10 protein-coding genes are annotated in these 16,451 nt (G+C 56.9%); 9 read left to right on the top strand and 1 reads right to left on the bottom strand.

Features of this window, described 5'->3' with window-relative positions:
* Nucleotides 1-357 precede the first annotated feature (357 nt).
* Complete coding sequence (locus tag GTO91_RS13100) at nucleotides 358-1,626, top strand: NAD(P)/FAD-dependent oxidoreductase (RefSeq protein WP_161259181.1); 1,269 nt, start codon at nucleotides 358-360, stop codon at nucleotides 1,624-1,626.
* Nucleotides 1,627-1,805: 179 nt separating this feature from the next.
* Here GTO91_RS13100 and GTO91_RS13105 read toward each other — a convergent pair whose 3' ends face one another.
* The gene (locus tag GTO91_RS13105; RefSeq protein WP_161259182.1) at nucleotides 1,806-2,267 is read right to left on the bottom strand and encodes a GyrI-like domain-containing protein; all 462 of its coding nucleotides are present in this window, start codon (nucleotides 2,265-2,267) and stop codon (nucleotides 1,806-1,808) included.
* Between the two features lie 243 nt (nucleotides 2,268-2,510).
* Here GTO91_RS13105 and GTO91_RS13110 point away from each other — a divergent pair, with 243 nt between their 5' ends.
* The 8 genes from GTO91_RS13110 to GTO91_RS13145 all read left to right on the top strand — a co-directional run bounded on the left by GTO91_RS13110 (nucleotide 2,511) and on the right by GTO91_RS13145 (nucleotide 16,430).
* Nucleotides 2,511-3,278 carry an ADP-ribosylglycohydrolase family protein gene (locus tag GTO91_RS13110; protein WP_161259183.1) on the top strand — a complete coding sequence of 256 codons (768 nt, stop codon included), beginning with the start codon at nucleotides 2,511-2,513 and terminating at the stop codon, nucleotides 3,276-3,278.
* 221 nt (nucleotides 3,279-3,499) lie between these two features.
* A complete protein-coding gene (locus GTO91_RS13115; RefSeq protein ID WP_161259184.1) occupies nucleotides 3,500-4,912 on the top strand; it encodes a Wadjet anti-phage system protein JetA family protein in 1,413 nt (470 codons plus the stop codon).
* Between the two features lie 5 nt (nucleotides 4,913-4,917).
* Nucleotides 4,918-5,529: a DUF4194 domain-containing protein gene (locus GTO91_RS13120; RefSeq protein WP_170294242.1), complete on the top strand. Its 612-nt coding sequence runs from the start codon at nucleotides 4,918-4,920 to the stop codon at nucleotides 5,527-5,529.
* Nucleotides 5,498-8,974, top strand: a complete 3,477-nt coding sequence (locus GTO91_RS13125) for an ATP-binding protein (RefSeq protein ID WP_161259186.1) — start codon at nucleotides 5,498-5,500, stop codon at nucleotides 8,972-8,974. Before GTO91_RS13120 ends, GTO91_RS13125 begins: the two co-directional genes overlap by 32 nt.
* Nucleotides 8,961-10,202 carry a Wadjet anti-phage system protein JetD domain-containing protein gene (locus tag GTO91_RS13130; RefSeq protein WP_207709029.1) on the top strand — a complete coding sequence of 414 codons (1,242 nt, stop codon included), beginning with the start codon at nucleotides 8,961-8,963 and terminating at the stop codon, nucleotides 10,200-10,202. Before GTO91_RS13125 ends, GTO91_RS13130 begins: the two co-directional genes overlap by 14 nt.
* 85 nt (nucleotides 10,203-10,287) lie before the next feature.
* Nucleotides 10,288-12,906 carry an AAA family ATPase gene (locus GTO91_RS13135; RefSeq protein WP_161259188.1) on the top strand — a complete coding sequence of 873 codons (2,619 nt, stop codon included), beginning with the start codon at nucleotides 10,288-10,290 and terminating at the stop codon, nucleotides 12,904-12,906.
* A 30-nt stretch (nucleotides 12,907-12,936) separates the two neighbouring features.
* Nucleotides 12,937-14,199: an McrC family protein gene (locus GTO91_RS13140; protein WP_161259189.1), complete on the top strand. Its 1,263-nt coding sequence runs from the start codon at nucleotides 12,937-12,939 to the stop codon at nucleotides 14,197-14,199.
* Between the two features lie 251 nt (nucleotides 14,200-14,450).
* Complete coding sequence (locus GTO91_RS13145) at nucleotides 14,451-16,430, top strand: methyl-accepting chemotaxis protein (RefSeq protein ID WP_161259190.1); 1,980 nt, start codon at nucleotides 14,451-14,453, stop codon at nucleotides 16,428-16,430.
* Nucleotides 16,431-16,451: the final 21 nt, after the last annotated feature.

Genomic DNA, 16,451 nt, shown 5'->3' on the forward strand with positions numbered 1-16,451 from the left:
AAGCCCACTGTTTTATAAGGAAGCGGTGGGCTTTTTGCAGTGCTCAGTTTTTATGCAATTCATTGATACTAGGGCTTGAATGAATAAAGCCCATGGCCTTGCCTATCTCACATTTCGTCTTATCATTCAATAGGAACATTACGTCCGAATCTATGGATGCTTCAAAAGCATACAGACCGTGATTAGCGCTTTTCAGGGAATTTCGTTGACGAATGAGAAAAAAAGTAATAAAATGCGATTGCAAGTTAATGGGAATAAATACTTTGAGTGGCATAGCAGTGATTGGAGTAAGGGAAAGACATCAGAGGTGTAGTAACTTCTGATGTCTCTTTATTTTTTTTGTGGGGTGTTTTGAACATGCTGTTGAAAAACCCGAGGATATTAATTCTGGGCGCAGGATATGCCGGGCTGATGACGGCGGTCCGATTGCAAAAAGCCCTACGCAAGGGAGAAGCGGATATCACACTGGTGAATAAGCATAACTACCACTACCAGACGACCTTGCTTCATGAAATCGCCGCCGGCACAGGTGAGGAGGGGCGGGTCTGCCTCCCCATACAAAACGTTATCGATACCCGGCGCATCCGCTTTATCAAGGATACCGTACTGGAGATCCGAGAAAAAGAGCGCCAGGTGATTCTCTGTCACGGTGAACCGCTTCACTACGATTACCTCGTCGTTGCCCTCGGTTTTGAACCGGCAACCTTCGGCATCCCGGGAATCGCAGAACATGCGATGTCCATTCGGAGTCTGAATGCGGCCAAGCGGATTCGCAATCGAATTGAGGGGCAGATTGCGGAGTACGCCGCGTCAGGGGCGCCAGGCGAAACGCTTACCTTTGTTGTCGGCGGCGCCGGCTTTACCGGTATTGAGTTCATCGGCGAGTTGGCCGATCAGGTTCCCCGCTGGTGCGCGAAATACGGCGTGCCTCGCCAGCACATACGATTGTTCTGTGTCGAAGCTGGATCCGGTTTGTTGCCTGGATTTACCCCTTCCTTATCCGCCTATGCCCGGCAGTCCCTCGAAGCGCGAGGCGTCGAGTTCTGTTTCAACACGCGCATCCGTTCTGTCGATGCCAAGGGCGTCCTGCTCGAAGGCGTTGCTGGAGAGCGGCGGATTGAACCGGCGACCGTCGTGTGGACCGGCGGGGTCCAGGGAAACCGCCTCGCCTGCGGAACGGTCTTTACGGCGACACGGGGTCGGATTCCTGTGTCGCCTGATCTCCGCATAAACGGTCACGATCGCGTCTTTGTCATTGGCGACTGTTCGGCCTTCACCGATCCGGGGTCAGAACGGCCATTTCCGCCAACGGCGCAGATCGCCGTTCTTCAGGCCTTGACTTGCGCCCGTAACCTGCAAATCCTAGTGAGGGGTGGCAGGGGATTGGAATCTTTTGCGCCAAAGCTGAAAGGGGCTGTCGCCTCCTTGGGTTCCCGTGACGGCGTTGGCCTAGTTTTGGGTGTACCGATGCGCGGCAGGTTGGCGTCCAGCTTCAAAGCGATTGTAGACAGCCGGTATCTGTTCACGCTGGGCGGATTTAGGCTTCTTTTGCGAAAAAGCAAACCGGGCGCCGGCGACATGGGAACAGAAACGTGCTCTACGGCGGCTACCCCTTGGGGGGACTGACGAGTAGCCACATGCCTGAATTAAACAAGCAATCTAACTGGCATGAAAAAAGACGCCTTTATCAACAAAAAGTTGAGGGCGTCTTTTTCTTTAGTCACTTCTATCGGTCAACAAAGAGCCATTTCGGCGGCAAACGCCAGCGCATTTGCTGAAGGCGATTTAGGGGGAGGCTTTGGATGTCACAATTTGACGAGAAAGGCGACTTTCGTTAACAGTTCTTCCTCAGGCACCTCGGCCGGACAATTATAGTAAAACTCATAGACCACGCCAGTCGGAGTGATGTTGTTCTCGGACATCCACCGGCTCATGGCTGCATAGAAGGGCTCCATTTTGCTGTAAGGCCCCTTATACAGAGAGGAAACCTGCCGGCCTGCGGGGATTTCTCCCGCCTGGATGTCACCCTTTCCGGCGAGCGGCTTCGCGACGGGGAAGCCGATTTCTACATCCAGATTTTCCATATCCATGTTGTAATAGGCTGCAAAGGCGGCATCTGCCGGCGCTTCCCCGAGTTCGTTCAGGTACGCGATGATCTCGCTGTAGGCTTTGCCAAGCACCTGGGGCAGGTTGCCGACGGCAGTCCGTGCGCGGATGTAGAGCACGGGACGGGAAGGCTGTTCGGACAGTTCAATGGCGCAGTCCATGGCTTTTCCTCCTTTGTATTTTTTTTCATTATACCATCTTGTGTTGCGAGAGATCTTTTGTTTTTGGCGAAATGCAATGCCTTATGCCGATGCAGACACAGATGCTAATGCTAATGCGCAGATGCTGATGAGTGACTGAACATTTTCGGAAAGGAGTCTAAAAAGGATTACTCCGGCGACTCGTGGAAGTAATGATCAACTACAAGACTGAGGACACAACATGATCGAGAAGGAGGTTGAACGATGCTTGGCGCCATCGCCGGTGACATCATCGGCTCCGTCTACGAATGGGAGAACATCAAGACGAAGGAGTTTCCCCTATTCTCACCACGTTGCCGGTTTACCGACGACACGGTCCTGACTATGGCCGTTGCGGACAGCATCATGTCCGGAACGGGGTACGGCGAGAACTTTAAGCGATATTTCGGCGATTATCCTCATGCAGGCTATGGTGGATCTTTTCGCGCATGGGCAATGTCCGACCAGATGATGCCCTATCACAGTTGGGGAAACGGCTCAGCCATGCGCGTTTCTCCGGTGGGTTTCGCCTTTTCCACACTGGAAGAGGTGCTGCAAGAAGCGAAGGCCAGCGCAGAAGTGACGCACAACCACCCGGAGGGCGTCAAAGGCGCCCAGGCGGTGGCGGCGGCGATCTTTTTGGCCCGAACAGGCGAATCGAAAGAGGGCATCAAAGCGTTTATCGAGGGCCGGTTCGAATATGACCTGGAGATGACCTTGGAGAAGATTCGCCCCGCTTATTCCTTCGATGTATCCTGCCAGGGTTCGGTCCCCCAGGCGATTCGCGCCTTTTTAGAGTCGACTGATTTTGAAGATGCGATCCGAAACGCTGTTTCGATTGGCGGAGACTCCGATACGATCGCGTGCATCACAGGTGGCATCGCTGAGGCCTATTATGGAGGAGTTCCTGAGGATATCGAAGTCCAGGCGATGACTCGACTCGACGCGCCGTTGCAGACGGTGGTGAAGGCGTTTCGGGAGCGATTTTGCTAAGGGGCATTTCAGGCCGGACTCGATCACAAATGAGTCCGGCTTTGTTATTTCATCTCTTGTTTATTTTATCTCTCGTTTAATGTAAAAAAAGACATTTTATGAAGGCAGGCACGAAAAGAACACGAAATAGTCTATAATGTCATAATAAGATTCTTTTTTTAAGACTTCTTGCTGCAAGATAAGGTCCAGTGAAACGCAACAAACCCTAACGGAGGTCCTCCATGAAACTCTTCGACATCCTCCCGGACAAGTTCTTTCTACTCTTTTCGGGCAAGAACAGGCAGATCTTTGCCGAAGCGGTGTTTCTCGTCTACCAGCAGTATCAGATTACCCGCTTCGGCATCGCCATGGATGTGCTCCGCGACCTGATGCAGGAGTTGGTCGAGAGCCAGGAGGAGGAAGGGTTTGTCTTCGACGTGGAAGAGGAGCAGGAAGCGCCGGGTGGGCAGGCTCCCTTTGACGACGATATGTTCCGGATGAAGGCCAACGCCATCCTCCGGCGGTTGGACCGGTTGGGATGGATCCAGATAGAGACGCGGGAGAATTTTCGTCAGTACGTGGTCCTGCCCTTTTACACGAGCCGCATCCTGGCGGTGCTGAAAGATCTCTGCGAGGAGCGTGTCGTCGAGTATCAGCGGTTCGCTTTTCTCACCTATCAACTGCTGACTGGGGAGGAGATCAAGCACCGCCCAGGGCTGGCCGTTCTGGAAGCGGAGAAGATTACCCAACAGTTTCAAGACGAGTTGAACATCCTCGTTAACAATATGAAGCACCACATGGAGCAGGTTGCCCAGAAGTCCTCCATCAGCGATGTGCTCAATCACCACTTTGATGAGTACAAGGCGAAGATCGTCGACCGCAGCTATCACCGGCTGAAGACGTCCGATCATGTGTCCCGCTACCGGCAACGCATTTTGGAGACGGTGCAGAAGTCTCTCTGGGATAAGGATTGGTTCGAGCGGGCTATTGAAGACGGGCTGCGCAGCGAGTTTTTCTCTGACCGGGAAGAGGGAGAACAGCGCCTGCGGGGGGCGCTGCTTTTCATTGAGGAAGCGTACCGGGGACTGGACGATGTCTTCTACCAGATCGACCTCCGTCACAACCAGTACCTGCGCGCCTCTTACGACAGGGCGCGGTACTTGAGTCAGCACAGCCATGGGATGGATCAGCAGTTGGCCGGTCTGCTGGAGCGGCTCGGCAAAGAGGCGGATACCGCGGCCGCGGAGGCGGCCCTTTCCCGGCTCTTTCGCCTGTTGCGCCTACGCCACTTGACAGAGGATTCCCTGTTCACGCCGCGGAGAAAGCGCGCGCCTCATCAACCGGAGGCGCGGGTCATCGTCGAAATCCCGGAAGAACTGAAACGGGAGTTGCGGGAGAAGGACCTGGAGCGCATGCGCCGGGCGATCACACGTGACAAGGTGAAGGCCTTCGTCCTGGGGCGGATGGGCGCGCGCAAGGAGATCGGCATCGAGGAACTGGCGCCGACGACGGTCGAAGAGTTTCTGTTTCTCGTCTACACGTACCTGTACGGCTATGATGGGAAGGCCGGATACCGGCTCATCCGGGGGAGGGAAAACCGGGTGCTGGAGATGGGCGACTACCGTTTTTATGAGCGGCGGGTAGTCCGGCGATAGGAGGGATGGCTGTGTTTGAGAACCTGGGCGAACAAGACCGGGAGCGATTAAGAGACGTGATCAACCGGCTGATGGCCGTGAATTTTTTGTTAAAAGAGTTGGAACGGGAGCGCTATGCTTTGGCCCGGCGGCTCCGGCCCCAACTGGAGGAATTCTTCAAGTTTCTCGGCTGGGAGATTACCTTTGATGAGCGCCATGAATGCATCGCTGTGGCGTCGCCCGAGGGGTTTCACCGCCGTCCCTTGAGCCGGGAGGAAAGCATCTGGCTGCTCGTGCTGCGGCTGATCTACCAGGAAAAGCGGCAGAGCCTGACATTGAGCGATTACCCGATGACCAACCTGAACGAGATCCGCGCCAAGTATGAGACGTTCCGGTTGCCCCTGTTCACCAAGTCGCGCCTGGTCGACCTGGTCCGCCTGGGCGTCCATTATAAGTTGATGGACGCGCTCGACGAGGATGTCCGGGCCGACAACTGCCGTTTCCGCCTGTTCCACAGCCTGCAACACGCCATTGACGGCGAGGTCCTGGAGACGTTGCACGGCAAGATCATGCGCTACGAGATCAGCGGGGAGGAGGGGATGTTCGATGAAGTGGCTGAAACGCCTGCGCTTGATTAACTGGCACTACTTTCAGGACGAGACGCTGGAATTCGGCCCCCAGACGCTGATTTCCGGGCGGAACAGCGCCGGCAAGTCGACGATCATCGATGCGATGCAGGTCCTCTTTGTGGCCAATCAGAGGCAGATCCGGTTCAATTCCGCCGCCCATGACGATGCCAAGCGGAGCCTGGTAAGCTACCTGCGCGGCAAGATCGGCAGCGACGATCAGAAGTTTGTCCGTGACGGTGATTTTACGACCTACATCCTCAGTGAGTTTTATGACGAGCCGAAAAAGGAGCGCTTCGTCGTCGGCGTCGTCATGGATGTTTTTCGCGACAACAACGTGGATGAGGAGTACTTTATCCTGGCTGGGGTGGGGATCGACGACTTGGATCTGATCCATCCCAGCGGTCAGAAAGGCCAACTGCGAAACCGGGAGCAGTTTCGCCGCTGGTGCGGGGGATTGAAGGGCCGCGTCAACTTTGAGCGCAACAAGGGCGCCTACCAGGAAGCCTTTCTGACCCGCGTCGGTCATGTGAGCAAGCGCTTCGTCTCGATTTTTACCAAAGCCCTCTCCTTTCGGCCGATTCAGGACGTCCGGGAATTCGTCTACGACTATGTGCTCGATAAAAAAGCGCTACAGTTGGACGTGATGCGGGAAAACTTCGAGATTCACGAACGGTACCGGCGGGAATTGGATGACCTCCTGAAACGGAAGAACCAACTCGAAAAGATTGTCGCCCAGTTTGAGAACTACGCCAAACTGCGCGATACCGTCGATACGCAGGAGTATGTGATCCGGCGGCTTCAGCATGCCCAGCAGGCGGAGAGCCTGGAGAACGTGGACTGCGAGATCGCCCAATTGCGGGAGGACATCGACCGCCTGGAGGCAGACCTGCGCCTGAATGGGGCACAACTGGCGGAAGCCCAGGACCGGGTGCCTGTGGCCTACCGGAACTGGCAGGAGCACGGCGTTCACAAAAAGGAGCAGGAACTCAAAGAGGAGATCAGAAAAACGAACCAGGAGATTCGCGAGAAGAGCCAACTGCTGGAGGCGATGAAGGGTTTTCTCCGGCGGGAAAGGGCGCTCCTGGAGGATCTCGCGCAGTGGGAAGGCGACGAGCACTGGCAATGGGCGCCGGAAGGGGATGAGCGGGAGCGCCTGCGGGAGGCGATCGACCTCCTGGCTTCCCTGCCGCCCCAGTCGTCGCGCGAGGCTGAGGCGCAGGAGGAGGCCTTCCGGGACGTGGGCCTGTTTTTGTCTGATCTGCACAGCCGCTTCACGAAAGCCCTGGGCCGCATCGAGGACCGGCTCAAGGCGCTGGACGGCGAGCGGGATGAATTGAAGCGGCAGATCAACGACCTCGAGAAAAAGAAGCAACGGGTCTACGAAAAAGAGGTGCTGAACTTAAAGGCCTTGCTGGAGGAGCGACTGCGGGGCCGTTCCCCTGTCTGGATCTTCTGCGAGGAGATGGAGATCGACGAAAGGGACGAGGAATGGCGCAACGCCGTGGAGGGATATCTGAACACGCAGCGCTTCGACCTGCTGGTGCGGCCGGAGGTCTTTGCCGAGGCGCTCTCCATCTATGAGCGGGAGAAGCGCCGTCATGCCGTGGAGGGGGTCGGCCTCGTCGACACGGGGAAGGAGGCCCGCTTTCGCGGCAGCGCCCAGGCGGGGTCGCTGGCCATGGTGTTGAAGACGGACAACCCGATCATCCAGGCGCGCATCGATCACCTCTTGGGGCGCGTCATGCAAGCCGAGAACGAGCAGGATCTGCGCCGCCATGCGGTGGCGGTGACCCGGAGTTGCATGTCCTACCACAACCTGGTGGCGCGCCAGATCCCGGAGAAACGCTATGCCGTCCCCTATATCGGCGCCCGGGCCATCCTGCGGCAGTTGGAGATCAAGCGGCAGGAACTGGCCCAGTTGGAGGAAAGGCGAACGGCCCTGGCAAAGCGCAAGGCCGCCGTGGAAGGCTGGACGAGGAACCTGGCCGAACGGGCCTCACGCTATGCGCAGATGGCGCCCGATCTGACGCTGCCCGCTGTGATCGCTGCGCTGGAACAGCACCGCGAGGACAAGCAGGGCGAACTGGCGCGGCTGGACAAGAGCGAAGTGGAGCGCTTGAAGGATGAGTATGATTTCTGGCGGAAGCGGCAGGACGAGTTGACCGATGAGGGCCGGAAGTTGGATAGCCATAAGACGGTGAAGGACAACCGGCTGAAGGAGTGCCTTGGTGAACAATATGTCCTGCAAAACCGGGTGCGCGAGGCTGAGGAACACTGGCGGGCATGGAACCTGGCCTATCCGGCCGAATTGCTGCCCAGGGCGGAGGAGCGCTGGCGGGAAGCGGAACGGTCCGGACAGGCCACGGCGACGAAGTTATCGAATCTGATCACCAATCAGAAGGGGAACGCCAACAAACGGGATCAGGAGTTTCAGACGCTGCGGGATTTCCGCAAGGATTACAACAAGGAGTACAACTACAACGCCGATGTAGAAGGCCGGGACAACCGAGAGTACCAGCCGCTGTTGACAGAGATTGCATCGGTGGACATTCCCGCGTACCAGACGAAGTTGCAGGAGGCGCTGGCCCAGTCGGAGGAAGAGTTCAAATCCCACTTTATCTTCAAAATGCGCGAGGCCATCCATTCGGCCAAGCGGGAGTTCGGTGAGTTAAACCATGCTTTGCGGCATTTTCCCTTTTCGGAGGACCACTACCGCTTTGAGATCAAGGCGAGTGAACGATACAAGCGCTTCTACGATGTGATCATGGATCCCAATGTGGGGGAACGGGGCTCCCTCTTTGACCTGGACCAGGAGGACAAGGCGGCGGCGCTGCATGAACTCTTTGAGCGCCTGATCCGGGGCGATATCGGCGATCAGGAGGAGTTCACCGATTACCGGCGCTACCTGGACTTTGACATCGCCGTGGAAAGCCGGGGCAACCGCTACATGTTCTCTCAGGTATTGCGGGAAAAATCGGGCGGCGAGACGCAGACGCCCTTTTATATCACCATCCTGGCGTCCTTTTACCAACTGTACGGCTCGAACAAGACGATGCGGCTGGTCGTCTTCGACGAGGCCTTTAACAAGATGGACGAGGAGCGGATCCAGACGAGCCTGCGGCTGATCAAGCGGCTCAACCTGCAACTGATCGCCGCTGTGCCCGATGAGAAAATGCAGCACATGGCGCCCGAAGTGACGACGACGCTGATCGTGCACCGCGACGGTTATACCTGTTTTGTCGATTTGATTGACAAGGCGGAGGCGAGCGGTGTCGTGGAGGGGCTTGGAGGTGGCAGCGAAAGGAATCGACCGAGCGAGGAGCGAGTAGAAGGAAATGGCGAAGGAGAAGCCCCTGTCTTTGACTCAAAACCCCAGAAGGTCCGGCGAGAAGCGCAGTCCGGAAAGCAGCAGGTACCAGCGCAAGATACTCTCTTTGCTCTTGAAAAAGTATGAAAACAGCCAGGCCTTCCGGACAGGTGTTCCGAGCAAGCAACGGCCCCAGTTCGCCATGGCCGACTGTGACGATGAGGCGCTTGCCCGCGACTACTTTGACGAGATGAATCACCGCAAGCGGGAGGAGATTCATCTCGCCCTGGAGGAACTGGCGTCGGAAGGGATCGTCTCTATCGCTTGGCCCCGGTTCAAACAAGGCATCGAGGTTAGGAAGGTCTACTTGAATTACGAGGCTGTGGACAAGGCATACCGGTTGGCCGGTGTGACGCCAAAGGGGGATCAACTGGCGGCGCTCCGCGACACGTTGCAGCCGTTGCAGGCCCACCCATGGGAGTGGGTGCGCTGCTGGTGGGCGGAGACGGATGAAGCGCTGGCTGCTCGGAAGACGGCGCGCCTGGATATCGACGACCGGCCCGGCTATCAAGAACTGGTGCAGGTGCTCGAAGCGCTGCCTGCGGTGGAGGACAGCGTGCCGAAACGCTTGTTCAGCCAATCCGTGCTGGGCGATTCGAAGGCCTTAGAACAGCGGGTCGAAAAGCGGCTGTTGCCGTTGCTGAAGCGGTCTTTGGCAGAGGAGTATGATTCAGACGACGAATACCTGCAGGCGGTGGGGCTGCTCAAGCATCCCCAGATGGTTCTGCTGGCGGGGCCGATAGCGCTGCAGTTGGCCCAGGGTGGCCAGGTTTCGGCCGATGTGCCCGGGGGGCTGGGCGTGAGCGGGCAAACGGTGAAGGATATCTGCGGTCTGGTCATCGATGCGCCGCTCCTCGTCACCGTCGAGAACCTGACGAGCTACCATGAGTTGGTGCAGCAGGCGCAAAAAGCGGGGAAGCGCGCCGTGATCATCTATACGGGCGGTTTTCCGAACCGGGAGATCCAGCGGTTGCTGCGTCGCATCGGCGAGAGGATCACAGATCAAATCGACGCGCCTGGAAAAATCGAGTGCTATCATTGGGGGGACATGGACGCCGGGGGGATTGCGATTTTTGAGTTCTTACAGTCCCGCTTCTTTCCGGCGCTTCAGCCCATGCTGATGGATGTACGCGCCTATTTGCGCCATGTCGGTAAGGGCATCGCTTTTTCGGGGGAATATGGCGAGAAGCTGCGGCGGTTGCAACGGGAACCGCGTTATAAGCGATGGAGTCCTTTGATTGAAGAAATGCTCGCTTGCGGAAAGTGGCTGGAGCAAGAGGCGATTCCGGTTGTGGAAGCCGGGGAATACATGTAGGCGGTTGGCGAACTGATTCCAGCGATAGACGCTGATTTGCTATAAAAGAGTGAAAAAAACGGTTTAGCGGAGGTGTTTTCCGCCGATGAGCAATCAAGATAAACCGGTAAAGTCCCTTTTCGAATCCTTCCTTTCGCAGTACCCTGAGGAAACGCTCCGCCTGTCCGACCAACTTCATCAAGACTTTCTCCGCGAATTTCCCCGTTCATCTCTGCCGGACATGTCCCTGGAGCGGTACGCTCTGGGCAAGTCCAAAACAGGATCCTTCTGCTGGTGGCTGGAATACAATACGCTTCCCCTTGGCAGCATCCGAGGCGGAACAGCCGTCAAGTTGATCATTTATTACAGCGCCAAGGAAGCGGCATGGAAATACCCCGAAACGTTTCGGTCGCCCGAAGAAGCGTGGCTCCGCCTGCGCGCCGACATCGTCCGCCTGCTCGAAGGGTACGACGGAGATACCGCCGGGGAAATAGCAGATGACTCCCTCCTCAACGGCCGGGATATGTTGAAGGGAAAAGTCCTCTACCTGTACCATCCTGTCAAGTTCCTCCCCATTTACAAACTGGAACACCTTCAACAGTTCCTTGAGGAATTAGATGTGCCGGCTTCGGAGTGGCAGGGGAAGGATAGCGCTATCTGCAACCTTCGTCTGAAGCAGGCTTTCGATGAAATGGCCTGGGAAGGGTGGGCCGATCCAGGGGTCCGCCGGATCTGGCAGTCCGCAAGCGCAACGGCCATCGCCGCAGCGATCAAAGATTTTTTATATACCCACTTCACGCGCGAAGAGAAATACTTCAAGGTCGCCCCCGGTGAAGGCGCCGCATTGTGGCCTGAGTGTCTCGCCGGCGGGTACATCTCGATCGGTTGGAACGAGATGGGCGATTTGCGTCAATACCCTGACTATGACGAATTCAAGAGCGCCTTTTTGAAACACAACTTTCACGATACGCTATCCGCCAACACCCGCAAGGCGAACGAACTCTGGAACTTCTACAACCTAAAGCCCGGCGACTGGGTCATCGCCAACAAAGGCATGAGTCAGATCGTGGGCGTCGGAAGGGTCAACGAAAAAGGCTATGCGTATCGCGGAGACCTGCCCACCTTCCGGCATGTCGTGTATGTGGACTGGGAGAAGTCCTTTGAGCCGCCGCGAAACATTCCGAAGCAGACCTACTGGGCCATGACGACGGTTAAGGAAGTCAGCCGAAAAAATTATGTGGAATGGACATCCGGTGAAGCCAGTCAGGTTGCACAGGGCTCACCCGCCGAGACGTCGCGGGCGCCGCGAAGAACGCAAGGAGCGCAACCGCAACCCCCTATCGTTGCGGAAACCTTCACCGCTGAAGAGGAACGCATTTTCGCCCGCCTGGAGAAATCGCTGGAACGAAAAGGCCAGTGCATTCTCTATGGCCCGCCGGGCACCGGCAAGACCTTCCTGGCGCGCAAGTTCATCCGCTGGAAGTATATAAAAGACAAGTTGCTTACCCGGGCTGACGAGATGACAGCGAACGTTTGGATCATGGTGACATCGCCGCGTTTTGATTTCCGTTGGAAGGATATCCTGACGAATGGCGAAGCGCAGGAGTTCAAAGTCCGCTCTGTCCAACGCAATTATAGACGGGCTCGACCGGGTGACAAGGTGCTCTGTTATCAGAGCGGCAAGGCCTCTATGGAGAACACCGGATTTGTGGGCATTGCTGAGGTTGCCGGTTTTCTCGATGAGGCGAGAGAGATGTTGCCCATCAAAGGCGTCCGGCCTTTTGCCGCTCCGATCCCTTACGATGTTGTCAAGAACACGCCTGAGTATCAGAATACGCAAGCCGGGAAGATGGGCAATCGGGGGACCATGTTCGAAGCGACGCCCGAGTTTGCCGCATGGGTAAAAGACTACCTTGTTGAAAATGACGACACCGAAACGGCGCGCCTGCTCGACTCGGTCACATCAAAGCGCGTCCACTCCGTCCTCTGCACATTCCACCCGTCCTTTCACTATGAGGACTTCATTGAGGGCTATAAACCGGCGCCCGCGGAAAACGGTCAGGTGGCCTTCCGCTTGGAGAAAGGGATCTTCGTCAATTTTTGCGCTCAAGCGGAGGAAAACCAGAAGTTGCCCCACTACCTGATCATCGATGAGATCAACCGGGGCAATGTGCCGAAGATTTTCGGCGAACTGATCACGCTGATCGAGAAAGACAAGCGCGGCGTGGAGGTCACCTTGCCCCAGAGCAAGGAGCGCTTCTCCATACCGGCGAACCTCTACATCATCGGCACGATGAACACCTCTGACCGGAGCATCAAAATGATGGACGCGGCCCTCAAACGCCGTTTTGCCTTTATCGAGTGCATGCCCGATCTCGCCTTGCTTGACTACGAGATCGACGGCCTGGGGATCAGCCTGAAGACGATCCTGGACAAGATCAATCGACGCCTCGTCGAATTCGGCGGCCGGGACAAACAGATCGGCCACGCTTATTTGATGCAAAAGGGAGAACCCATCCGGACCGTCGAGGAACTGAAAGGGATTTACGAGTTGGAGATCATCCCGCTGGTCCAGGAGTACTGTTTCGACGATTACGAAAAACTGGCCGATATCGTCGGCGCTGACTTTGTCGATGTCGAGGCCATGACCATCAACAGTGATATCTTTCAGGAAAGTGACGATATATTCATTTCAGCGCTCGTCAAGCACTTCCGGGACCGGTAGGACCCTCGAATGATGAAAGAAGTTCACTGCATGCCGGAGTACGGTCGTCTGCACATCGATGACTACCACTTGAGCGACGCCGAGCGAGAGTACCTGCAGGGCCTGTCCGTTGTCGACGGCGGAAAAGGTCGGGAACAGCGGTTCTTTGTGCGGGAACTGCGGACGGGCCTGCACCTGGAGGCAACCTCTTGGGTTGGCGTCATCGAACTGGAGCGGATCCGCATCGTCATCGAACCCAAGTTCCACCGGGGCTTTACCTCCCTGCTGGAGATGGTCGCCTTCATAGAGGGGATTCCTTTCCACCGGAAACGGGAGACAGAAAGCGCGCATGGAAGAAGCGACCTGATGGAACTCTTTGTGCGGCTCTATCTGGACGAGTTGGACGGTCTGTTGAAAAAAGGCATCGTCAAGGAGTATGTGACGGAAGAGGATAACCTCCGCCTGCTGCGGGGGCGTCCCGACTACATCATCAACCTGCAAAAAAACCCTGCGTCGCCGGATCGGATCTACTGCCGCTATGACGAACTGGTGACCGACATCCCCGAAAACCAGGTCCTTCTGACGGCCTTGGCGGTGGCTAGCCGTTACCGATTGGCCCCGGAAACGCGGCGGCGGCTCAACCGGTTTCGGGCAGAATGGGAGGTCCATTGCCAGCCCTACCAAGAGGAGCAATGGCCCGAGTTCCGCTACCACCGGTTGAACAGCCATTACCAGAAAGCGCATCGCTTAGCCTGGTATCTGTTCCGGCAGGTGGCTGCTGAGAATCTTTTTCATTTTCACGAGCAATCCTTTTACTCCATGCTGGTGAACATGAACGAACTCTTCGAGGCCTTTGTCCGGGAATTATTGCGTCGTTATCTGCCTGGCCCATACCGGGTCAGCGCCCAAAAGACGGTGCGAGATGCGATTTTGGCTGGCGGAAAAACGTACCGGCAGGTGATTCCCGATCTGCTGGTGACAGAACAGGAATCAGGGACGGTGCTTGTTCTGGATACGAAATATAAAAACTACGGGGAAAAACATGTCGACACAGCCGATATCTTTCAGTTGGCCTTCTACGCCCAGCGCTTTCAGTCTATCCCCGGAAAAGGCCATTGCTCCGTCATCCTCTACCCTCGTTACGTCGACCAGCCGGCGCGCCCTGATGTGGAAGTCGACCTGCTCCCAGGAACGGGATACTTTGGCCGGCTGTGGGTGAGAGACGTTTTTATTGAGGAACTGCTTCGCCTGGTGCGTGAAGGGGAGCAGGATGAACTGACCGGACAGGCGCTGCGGATGGTCCGCATCCGTTGAATCGAGCAAGACAGATTCATCGCCTTATTGATTGAAAAACCGGGTGTATTCGCCCGGTTATTTTTTTACCCTCGCGTTGGGGATATCTCGATGAAGGTGAAGAGACAGCCTCATATGGAGAGGAAAAGGACGTCCTTTCGGAACCAAGAAGGATTTTACAGCGCGATTGTCTAAATGATAACAAATACATTGTCGAGAAAAATCGAATGCTGCAGAAAAAAGAGCATTTCATCACGAAAGGATGATCGCCCATGGCATCCTGGTTTGCCAAACTGCGCCTGCGGAGCAAGCTGGTCCTCTCCTTTGCCCTCATCGGGATCGTGCCGCTGCTCACGGTCACCGGCATCACCACGTACATGAGCCAGCAGGAACTGAAGAAAAACGCCTATGACAGCAATAGGGCCATCGCCGGCAACCTGGCCGTCAACATCGAAAACGTGCTCTCAGCCCGCATCAGCATCTTACACATCCTGAGCCAGATGCCGGAGATGACATCGATGGATCCGGCTCGCCAACTGCCGGCCATGAAAGCGGCAGGCAGCCAGTTCGACGATATGAGCGGCCTCATCGTCGTCCGGCCCGATGGGCAGCAGACGGTCAGGACGGAGGGGCAACTGCAGAACGTCGCTGATCGCAGGTACTTTCAGGACCTGCAAAAAGGGGTCCCCTTGGTGATCAGTGAAGTCTTGATCTCGAAAGGCACGGGAAAACCGTCCGTCATTGTCGGTGTTCCCTTGAAAGACAGCCAGGGCCGTTTCGCCGGAGGGCTTTTAGGCGTTATGAATCTGGAGAAACTGGCGACCATCACCAACGCGGTCAAGATCGGCCAGAGCGGGTACGCCTTTGTCACCGACAACAGCGGCAAGATGCTCGCCCATCCCAACGCCGACATGATCCGCCAGCAATCCGATGTGAGCGTCTTGCCGCCGGTGCAAAAAGCGCTCCAAGGGGAGACCGGCTCGGAAAGCTACGACTGGGAGGGCGTTCGCAAACTGGCGGGATATGCCGTCGTTTCTCAGACGAAGTGGGCGGTCGTCACGCAGGTGCCAGAAGGGGAGGCTTTGGCGGCGGCCAAACAACAGTTGACTATCGGCAGCATCATTGCCGTAGCCGCAATTGCCGTCGCTTTAGGTTTCGCCTTCCTCTTGGCGGCCACGTTGGTCCGGCCGATCACGAAGATCATGGAAGGCGCCGGAGTCGTTGCCGACGGCGACTTGACGGCAGTGATTGAGGTCGAGTCGGAAGACGAACTGGGTGAGTTGGCCCAGGCCTTTACGCGGATGACGGCGCAGTTACGGGCCTTGATCGGTCAGGTCAAAGGAACGGCGGAACGGCTGGCCATTTCTTCAGAGGAAATGGCCGCCTCCAGTGAAGAGGTGACCGCGACGGCTGGCGATGTGGCGCACAACGTGGACAAGCTCGCTATGGACGCGGAGCAGGGAAACAAAGCGGTGGTAGAGGTTTCCCAGGTGCTGGTGGAACTCTCGTCGCTGATCCAGATCGCCAAGTGCAACGGGGAAGAGGCGGCCCGCTTCTCCCATGTGAGCCAGCAGGCCGCCCAGGAGGGGAAGGAGACGGTCGGCCAGGCGGTGCAGCGTATGACCAACATCCGCCAGCGCACCGTCGAAGCGGAACAGTCGATGGAGACATTGAGTCGCTACTCTCAGCAGATCGAGATGATCGCCGACACCATCACCAGCATCGCCAACCAGACGAACCTGCTCGCCTTGAATGCGGCTATTGAGGCGGCCCGGGCAGGCGAGGCCGGTCGGGGTTTCGCCGTCGTCGCCGATGAGGTGCGCAAGTTGGCGGAAGAATCGAACCGGGGCGCCGAAGAAGTGGCCATGCTCGTGAAAAAGGTGGCCGAGAGCACCCGAGAGGCGATGGCGGCGACGAGCCAGAGCCGCGATGAGGTGGACAAGGGCGTCCAGGTGGCCGATCAGGCGCGCCGTTCACTGGAAAACATCTTGACCCATGTCGACGAAACGGTGCGGAAGGTATTGGAGATCGCCGAGGTGACCAATGAGGAAGTGGCCAGTTCCGAGAAAATCGTCTCCCTGATTCACGGTCTGGCGTCGGTCGTGGAAAATACCGCCCGCAACGCCCAGCAGATCGCCGCATCGACAGAGGAGACAACGGCGGCCATGGAGACGATCGCCGCAGGGGCTGCCGAGAACAGCACGACGGCGGAGGAATTGAAGGAGTCGATCGCGCATTTCCGTATTGAATAAAGGCCAATGGTCTTCACCGGG

This window comes from Heliomicrobium undosum, from assembly GCF_009877425.1.
GTDB classification, from domain to species: Bacteria; Bacillota; Desulfitobacteriia; order Heliobacteriales; family Heliobacteriaceae; genus Heliomicrobium; species Heliomicrobium undosum.

Coding starts and splice junctions, on each gene's coding strand:
- GTO91_RS13100 (WP_161259181.1), top strand. CDS start 358: ATGCTGTTGAAAAACCCGAGGATATTAATTCTGGGCGCAGGATATGCC.
- GTO91_RS13105 (WP_161259182.1), bottom strand. CDS start 2,267: ATGGACTGCGCCATTGAACTGTCCGAACAGCCTTCCCGTCCCGTGCTC.
- GTO91_RS13110 (WP_161259183.1), top strand. CDS start 2,511: ATGCTTGGCGCCATCGCCGGTGACATCATCGGCTCCGTCTACGAATGG.
- GTO91_RS13115 (WP_161259184.1), top strand. CDS start 3,500: ATGAAACTCTTCGACATCCTCCCGGACAAGTTCTTTCTACTCTTTTCG.
- GTO91_RS13120 (WP_170294242.1), top strand. CDS start 4,918: ATGGCTGTGTTTGAGAACCTGGGCGAACAAGACCGGGAGCGATTAAGA.
- GTO91_RS13125 (WP_161259186.1), top strand. CDS start 5,498: ATGAAGTGGCTGAAACGCCTGCGCTTGATTAACTGGCACTACTTTCAG.
- GTO91_RS13135 (WP_161259188.1), top strand. CDS start 10,288: ATGAGCAATCAAGATAAACCGGTAAAGTCCCTTTTCGAATCCTTCCTT.
- GTO91_RS13140 (WP_161259189.1), top strand. CDS start 12,937: ATGCCGGAGTACGGTCGTCTGCACATCGATGACTACCACTTGAGCGAC.
- GTO91_RS13145 (WP_161259190.1), top strand. CDS start 14,451: ATGGCATCCTGGTTTGCCAAACTGCGCCTGCGGAGCAAGCTGGTCCTC.